The following is a 7300-nucleotide window of genomic DNA, read 5'->3' as shown; positions in this document are numbered from 1 at the left end:
GCGCCATGGATGGCAATAGCGGTTAACATCCTTTATATCCTTATATCCCGGAGCTTTGACAAGCTCTAAATAGACTTTAATGATAACTGTTACTTTCCTCAGTTCTACATTGTCTATTACGACAACGCAGAAGGCTAATTCAAGCAATAGTTTCAGAATTGATTGGTGTCTCTGCCTTTCGGCTTCGACGTTTCGCACGCTTGACTTTTTTTACAACTGTTTGATTTTCAAGGACCGGTGTTTCGTTTGGATAGTTATTGTATCATTAGTTACTCTTGCTTGTCAAGATGTTTTTTACTCGTTTGCAGGAGCAACGATATATACTATACCAGCACTGAAGGATAAATGCAATAGGTAAATTAAGGTTAGAAATCAAAAAGAACGAGAGACTTAATAGACTCTCGTCCTTATAAGAAAACCAGCTACTACTCTAGCTACTGCTGTTCCTGTTTTATCTGGTGATAGGCTTGCTTTTGTTATGTGAAGACTCAGACTTACCCTTCTTCTCGTTGACGCATGGTGGGGAATAAAATGACATCTCGAATAGAAGGCGCATCGGTAAGTAACATAACAAGTCGATCGATACCTATGCCCAGTCCACCTGTTGGCGGTAGTCCATATTCAAGAGCTGTTAAAAAGTCTTCATCCATCATATGGGCTTCATCGTCCCCAGCTTCACGTAGAGATAATTGATTCTCAAATCGTTCTCGTTGATCAATAGGATCGTTTAGCTCCGAAAAAGCGTTTCCTAGTTCACGACGAGTCACAAAGACTTCGAAGCGGTCTGTAAAAGCAGGGTTATCTTTGTTACGTTTAGCTAGCGGTGATACTTCTACAGGATGGCCATAGATAAAGTGCGGTTGTACCAGATGACTTTCTACTTTTTCTTCAAACACTTCATTAATGATTTCACCTTTAGACATTCCCTGTTTGATAGAAAGACCTAACTGTTCGCCTATCTTTTTAGCCTCTTCATCTGTTGTGGTGTCAGCAAAGTCAACGTCTGTATACTTTTTGATAGCTTCTAACATGTTTAATCGAGGCCACGGTGGTGTTAAGTCAATAACTTCACCTTGATAAGTTACTTTAGTTGTACCCAACACTTCTTGGGCCACAAAAGCTACCAGGTTTTCTGTCAGCTCCATCATGCCCTGATAATCTGTGTAGGCCTGATAAATCTCGATCATCGTAAATTCAGGGTTATGACGAGTGGAAATACCCTCATTGCGGAAGATACGGCCGATTTCGTAAACTCGTTCCAAACCGCCTACAACAAGCCTCTTTAGGTGAAGTTCTAAAGCGATGCGCATATATAAACTCATATTGAGGGCATTGTGGTGCGTAATAAAGGGGCGCGCCGTAGCACCGCCTGCAATAGGGTGCAAGACTGGTGTTTCTACTTCTAAGAAGTTTTGCTCGTCTAAATACTTTCGAATTGCACGGATAATCTTACTTCTAGTTACAAAGGTTCTTTTAACTTCTGGGTTTACAATCAAGTCTACGTAGCGTTGCCGATACCGTAGGTCCACATCTTTCAAACCATGCCACTTTTCTGGTAAGGGATGAAGCGCTTTGGTCAGTAGTGTAAACTCTTTTACCCAGATCGATGTCTCACCTTTTTGCGTTTTGAAAACTTGACCGGCTACACCGTAAATGTCTCCAATATCAGCTTTTTTGAAAAGATCATAAGCTTCTTCACCGATTTCATCACGTCGTACATAAATCTGAATGTTGCCTGAGAAATCTTGAAGATTGCCAAAGCCAGCTTTCCCCTGGTGTCGCTTAGCCATCATACGACCGGCTAGGCGTACCTCTTTCTTTTCCAATTCTTCAAAGTTGTCCACAATCTCTTGGGCATGATGCGTCACTTCATAGGTGTCTCCAAAAGGATTTATTCCCTTCTGGTAAAGTTCTTGTAGCTTCTCTCTTCGCATGCGCATCAATTCATTCAGTTCTTGCTCCATAACTTGCTCCTCCCATTGCTTCCCGGTCATATAACTTCAAAAAAGGCCAGGATATCCTGGCCTTTTACCGTTATTACTTTGTGATGTCAAGAATCTGGTACTTAATTTTCCCCATTGGAACTTGTACCTCAACTGTTTCGCCTTTGTTCTTACCTAAGACAGCTTTTCCCACAGGTGACTCATTGGAAATCTTGCTTTGTGAAGGATCTGCTTCTGCAGAACCTACGATAGTGTATTCAAACTCAGAATTATCTTCTAAGTCTTTAAGCAAAACTTTAGCACCTATAGTTACTATATCAGTTTGAATCTCGGCATCGTCAATTAGTTTTGCATTGCGAATCATCTTCTCTAATGTAATAATTCGCCCTTCAACAAAAGCCTGTTCATTCTTAGCATCTTCGTATTCCGAGTTCTCACTGATATCGCCGTAGTCAATAGCTTGCTTAATGCGCTCAGCAACTTGGCCTCTTTTGCTTGACTTTAAAAAATCTAACTCTTCTTCAAGCTTCTTTAAGCCTTCCGGCGTTAGAATAACTTGCTTGTCTGCCATACGTCCGCTCCCCTAACTTATAATCTAAATGGATACATCATGCTATGTCTCTACAACATTAAATATGCCGTTTATAGTAAGGATCAATAATAAAAACATGCTAGAATTTGGATAAGAAGTGATACTTAATAAAGCACTGCCAGACAGCCGCGGAAAATGCGACCGGGCAGTGCTTACTCTATTCCACCATCTTTAGTTTTGTATTATATCTAGGTTGCAAAATATTGTCAACCAGAACATTGTTACCTTGTTGGGTCATTTTCATTTGCTTACTCATAGCCTGCCGCACTTTCCCTATATCTGCTTCTGTCAAAGGTCTCTCGAAACTGCGCAAACCAGCCAGTGAAAAGCCATGCTTCATTGCTAGGCTTTCAATTTCTTCTACTTTCTCTAAGGAAAGCTCTCTACCTAAAGAAAAGGATTCTCTCCGATCTTCTAAGGCCAAAATCATCGTCTCTGCCATGCAGGCATAAGCAAGGCCTGGTGGAAAGCCAAAGTTAAAACGGAAGTTTACTGTTGCTGGTACTTCAACAATACCACCATCAATAACAAGAACGTCTGGTCGCTTATGAGCTACAACTTTGGCTACATCTCTTGGTCGTGCCACATCACAAACAATAGCACCTGTTTTTATATATTCAGGCTCAATTATAGCATCTGAAGAGCTAGTAACAGCAACAATCAGATCAGCATCTCGCAAAGCTTCTTCCATGGAAGTTGTTACTTTCACGGCAAGACCACTTTCGTTTAAGATACGATAACGCAACCTTTGAAGAGGCTCTGTTTTTCTTGCTAGTAAAGTTAGCTCTTTTACATTTCTCGCTAGCAGTCGAGAGCAGATAGCACCTATCGATCCTGTAGCACCAACTACAACTGCTTTGGAATCATCTATGGAGCGATCCATAAGGTTCATTGCTTCATGAATACCTTGAATAGCCGTAGCAACAGTATAGCTATTTCCTGTCGTAACAGGCACAGGTAATCGCCGGGCTACGGTTACACCACCATCTCCCACAACTGATGTCATAGCTCCAAGGCCAATAATTTCTGCGCCCATTTTTATTGCTTTATGACAAGCTTTTTCGATTCGATCCACTACATACTCTTCCGGTAAAGAAAGCATCTGCTTAGAAGTAAGCGGACAGGCTATAAAAAAGCCATCTACAGTTCCGTAAGGTGAACGTACACCCTCAATGTAAGAAGTTTTTACAGGAGGCATGTAACGGGTCGCCATCTCTATTGCAGACTCTGAGAAAAAGCCCATCCAGGGAAATTTCCTAATGACGTCGTTAGCTGTAATAGGGTGGATAATGAAGGCAAATCTTTTCATGCTGACCTCCTCAGGCCGTCTCCGTCTCACAGCAGTAGTAGTTATCTATGCGGGGTTGAAAGCCTATTTTTTCTAACAAGGACTCATAAGTTTCCTTTGAGAATTGCTTCTGTCCGGGGCTGGCAAGAGCAATTAGTAAAGCCTCCATTACATTGGTTCCGAAAGACCGTCCTTCGATTTCTGGTGTTGTTGTGATTAGCGTCTTTACACCAGAGCCCTTTAATAAATCTACATCATCTGCTGTTACGGTATTCGTTAAAACAACTTTTCCTCCTAAATGATTAGATAAATAAGGCTTAATATAATGAAAATCTCCAGCGATTAGGTCTGCATCTCTAAAAAAGGGGACTTGAATGGTACTTTTTTTGTCTTGTTCAGCTCCCGTTGGGTAGAGATAGCGAAAAGGCAATTGTCTGATCAAAGGAATGAGCAGACGAGCCCAACGGTTTAATGTCGTTAATCTTTTAATTGGAATAGGCAATCCCAAAGCAAAGAAAAGATCGCCATAAGTTGTTTGACATCCTAGATCAGAAAAGCTTTCCGCTAAACCGAAGCGATCGACAGCGCAGACAATAAGTACTCTTTGTCCTTCATATACGATACCTTCTTGGGCTAATTGATAAACGACGCGTCTTTCTAGGGTGTTTTTTAATCCACTACCATCAACTACAGGTGTTATACGTGCCGCTCGAGCTAGCCTTTCTCCATCTTTAAGCAGGTAACGTTTCTTGCCTGCAAAAATATATAGATCGATGCCACCGAGACCGATGGCATCAACTTTTCCATCGAGATTTTTTATTAAATGAATAGCCTGCTCCATATCACCATCAGTTCCGATTCTTTCTATGGATACTTCTTGCCCTAATAAAGAAAGTTGAACATGATGATTTCTCTTGGAAGAACCAAGGGAGACACTTACGACTTTTTTCATAATCATGACCTCTTTCTGAATCACCACTGCTGAAATGAGCTTAACCCGATCATTACTTTTCTATGTAACAACAAAAGGTTTTGTAGAGCCAATCTTGCTTGTTATCCATTTAAATGGTATTTTAAACAACAGAAGCTTGATATGAATCTGATGATTGGAGAGTTATGCGTGAATATATTAATTGCCTATGTTACTAAGCATGGTACAACGGAAGCTTGTGCAAAAAAGTTAGCCGAAAAGCTTGAAGGTTCTGTAACACTCGTCGATGTCAAGAAAGATCCTGCCGCAACTGCCCAGGGCTACGACAAGATTATTCTTGGTGTACCTATCTACGGCGGTGATATTGAAAGAGAAATGAAGCATTTTGTTCACCAAAACTTCCCTCAGATCATGGGCAAACCTTTGGGTCTTTATATTTGCGGCCTTTTTGAAGGAGAAAAAGGTTTAGCTGGCCTGAAGAAGGCTTATCCAGAGCAGTTACTAAAAAAAGCGATAGTAGCTGATCTCTTTGGAGGCTCTGTAGTCCAAAGCAAACTTGGCTTTTTAGAAAGACCTATTTTTCGCATGGTTACAAAAATCAAAACTGACTATTCTAACGTATCAGATGAGAAAATAGCCGCTTTTGCCGAGCGGATGAATGCCAACATTGCACCAAAGAAAAGCAAAGCCAATTAAATCTTTTTAATGCTTTTTAATGACAAAAAGCCAAAAAGGCAATCAAAAAAAGACCTGCTTCCCTGCTATTAAGGGACTGGTCTTTTTTAGTTGCTTTTTTTTATTTTTTGGATAATGCTATGGGCAATTGTTGCGATAGGTTGCTGAATAAGTGAGAGAAATACTATAGGAATTGAAACGGCTGGATCAAAGTATCCAACAGATAATACGACGCCAAGGGCAATATTACGCATACCACCTGTATAAGTTAAAGCAATGACATCACCAAAAGACTTTCCTACCATTTTTCCTAGTAGGTAGCCAGAAAGATAGGCTAGGATAACAAGTACGGCAAGAGCCGTCAATAACTTACCGATCTCTGCCCAAGTCATTACAAAAAATTCATGTAAGATAGCCACATTGATAGCAACAACGAGCAATAGAAAAAGCTTAGTAAAAATATTTAAGGTTGCTTGCGTCGGACCTTGGGGTGACCAAGTTCGATAAGGGTGTAATAAAACACCAAGGACCGAAGGCACTACAACCATGAGGAGCATGTCCTGAATAAGCCTATCAAGAGGCAATATACCAAAAGTGCCGAAGACGGTGTATGTTGTAATAGGTAGAATGATAGGGCTTAGTAAGGTATCAATGACCACAAGAGCTAAAACGAAAAGGTTATTGCCTCCAGAGATGTAGGTCCAGATAGCTGCTGTAATTGCTACAGGCAAGGTAGAGGCAATGATCATGCCCGCTACAGTTAAAGGATCATCAGGGAAAAAAAAGCTTCCACAGATAAAAGCAAGCAAAGGGATAAAAAGGTGAACAAGAGCAAGAGCGGCAATAAAAAGTCCTGGTGCTTTTAATAAAGCCTTAAACTGTTGTCGTGAACAGTTTAAAGCGCCTACAAAAGTCATGTAGGCAAACATAAAATAGACCCATATACGCCCCTGTTCAAGATAAGGCCAGAAAAGATAACCTATATAGATAGCAGAAGGTACGAGAAAAAACATGGCTCTATCGAATAAGCTATTAAAACGAATAAGCCAATGAGCCAAGTTGCTCACCTCAAAAAAGAACTACTTGTCCTTGTTCATTTCATCGATAACTTTCTGTACTAGACGTGTAGCAAAACGTTCAGTATGGCATTTTAAGCTCGAAACAATGGCATACAGCAAAATTGCATTTACTTCATCTTGATTACCACCATCCATCATGGCAATCGCTTCTTCTATTTCTTCAAGATAACGTTCTCCGATCTCATCTAAGATATCTTGGGCTAACTGCTCTACATCAATTTTATTGCTCATTTTTTACACCTCCTGTGAAGGTACCTACTCAGAAGTACTTTGAGCACTTTAGTACTTTGTATAGTTTTACCTTCGACAGAAGAACAATAGAATCCTTGTAAAAATATTTTATACTCTTTTTAAAAAGGCTCTCATAACTTCCTCAAAAGAACGTTGACCTACAAAATCTAGAGCGTTGTCAAGTGATGTTTTGCGCCTTAATGATCCATCCAAAACAATCTGCACCGTTTGATCCCGATTAACTACAATAGAATTTACCTGTAGAGAATCGCTTAGCAAGCCTAATATAACTAGAGCCACTTCAGGTTTTATCGTTGTAGGCCTCGAAGACTTTTGCTCCTGCTTGCCGACTTTGCGAGTTATTCTTTTGTCGTTACGTCGGACCACAGGTAAGTCACCTCACATATTAAAAAACATCTGGAACAGCAATAATCTCTGGAAAGGGCCGGGCATTCCTGCTATTACCATTCAAAAAACCAAAAGCCATCATGATAAAAAGTGCGGCAATTATAAAAAGCAAGAGACTTCTTCTATTTTCTTCGCTCATAGAAATCATTATCT

The 7300-nt window shown here is 40.4% G+C and carries 10 protein-coding genes; 1 reads left to right on the top strand and 9 read right to left on the bottom strand.

The window, feature by feature from the left end; all coding sequences use genetic code 11:
- The 5 genes from F9B85_RS14590 to F9B85_RS07505 form a co-directional block, all read right to left on the bottom strand.
- Positions 1-198, bottom strand: a 198-nt coding sequence (locus F9B85_RS14590) for a hypothetical protein (RefSeq protein ID WP_207707070.1), incomplete at its 3' end; no start/stop codon positions are given.
- Between the two features lie 296 nt (positions 199-494).
- Entirely contained in the window at positions 495-1964 is a 1470-nt protein-coding gene (gene lysS, locus F9B85_RS07520; protein WP_207707069.1) for a lysine--tRNA ligase, read from the bottom strand.
- Positions 1965-2037: 73 nt separating this feature from the next.
- A complete protein-coding gene (greA, locus tag F9B85_RS07515) occupies positions 2038-2514 on the bottom strand; it encodes a transcription elongation factor GreA (RefSeq protein ID WP_151619762.1) in 477 nt (158 codons plus the stop codon).
- 178 nt (positions 2515-2692) lie between these two features.
- The gene (locus F9B85_RS07510) at positions 2693-3844 is read right to left on the bottom strand and encodes a shikimate dehydrogenase (protein WP_151619761.1); all 1152 of its coding nucleotides are present in this window, start codon (positions 3842-3844) and stop codon (positions 2693-2695) included.
- Between the two features lie 10 nt (positions 3845-3854).
- Positions 3855-4775 (bottom strand): quinate 5-dehydrogenase, encoded by a 921-nt coding sequence (locus F9B85_RS07505; RefSeq protein ID WP_151619760.1) that lies wholly within the window; start codon positions 4773-4775, stop codon positions 3855-3857.
- Between the two features lie 168 nt (positions 4776-4943).
- Here F9B85_RS07505 and F9B85_RS07500 point away from each other — a divergent pair, with 168 nt between their 5' ends.
- A complete protein-coding gene (locus tag F9B85_RS07500) occupies positions 4944-5450 on the top strand; it encodes a flavodoxin domain-containing protein (RefSeq protein WP_170270302.1) in 507 nt (168 codons plus the stop codon).
- An 86-nt stretch (positions 5451-5536) separates the two neighbouring features.
- Here the strand turns inward: F9B85_RS07500 and F9B85_RS07495 are convergent, their stop codons facing one another.
- The 4 genes from F9B85_RS07495 to F9B85_RS14375 form a co-directional block, all read right to left on the bottom strand.
- A complete protein-coding gene (locus F9B85_RS07495; protein WP_151619758.1) occupies positions 5537-6496 on the bottom strand; it encodes a bile acid:sodium symporter family protein in 960 nt (319 codons plus the stop codon).
- Between the two features lie 12 nt (positions 6497-6508).
- Positions 6509-6739: a hypothetical protein gene (locus tag F9B85_RS07490; protein WP_151619757.1), complete on the bottom strand. Its 231-nt coding sequence runs from the start codon at positions 6737-6739 to the stop codon at positions 6509-6511.
- 108 nt (positions 6740-6847) lie between these two features.
- Complete coding sequence (locus F9B85_RS07485; RefSeq protein ID WP_151619756.1) at positions 6848-7126, bottom strand: hypothetical protein; 279 nt, start codon at positions 7124-7126, stop codon at positions 6848-6850.
- A gap of 19 nt (positions 7127-7145) precedes the next feature.
- Positions 7146-7295 (bottom strand): hypothetical protein, encoded by a 150-nt coding sequence (locus F9B85_RS14375; RefSeq protein ID WP_170270300.1) that lies wholly within the window; start codon positions 7293-7295, stop codon positions 7146-7148.
- Between the last annotated feature and the right edge of the window lie 5 nt (positions 7296-7300).

It is taken from the genome of Heliorestis acidaminivorans (assembly GCF_008933955.1).
GTDB lineage: Bacteria > Bacillota > Desulfitobacteriia > Heliobacteriales > Heliobacteriaceae > Heliorestis > Heliorestis acidaminivorans.
Note: the sequence above shows the minus strand (reverse complement) of the source record. Positions and strands in the feature narration are given on the sequence as shown.

Excerpts from the sequence above, each read along its gene's own strand:
- F9B85_RS07505 (WP_151619760.1), bottom strand. The coding sequence starts at position 4,775 with ATGAAAAAAGTCGTAAGTGTCTCCCTTGGTTCTTCCAAGAGAAATCAT.
- greA (WP_151619762.1), bottom strand. The coding sequence starts at position 2,514 with ATGGCAGACAAGCAAGTTATTCTAACGCCGGAAGGCTTAAAGAAGCTT.
- F9B85_RS07510 (WP_151619761.1), bottom strand. The coding sequence starts at position 3,844 with ATGAAAAGATTTGCCTTCATTATCCACCCTATTACAGCTAACGACGTC.
- F9B85_RS07490 (WP_151619757.1), bottom strand. The coding sequence starts at position 6,739 with ATGAGCAATAAAATTGATGTAGAGCAGTTAGCCCAAGATATCTTAGAT.
- F9B85_RS14375 (WP_170270300.1), bottom strand. The coding sequence starts at position 7,295 with ATGATTTCTATGAGCGAAGAAAATAGAAGAAGTCTCTTGCTTTTTATA.
- lysS (WP_207707069.1), bottom strand. The coding sequence starts at position 1,964 with ATGGAGCAAGAACTGAATGAATTGATGCGCATGCGAAGAGAGAAGCTA.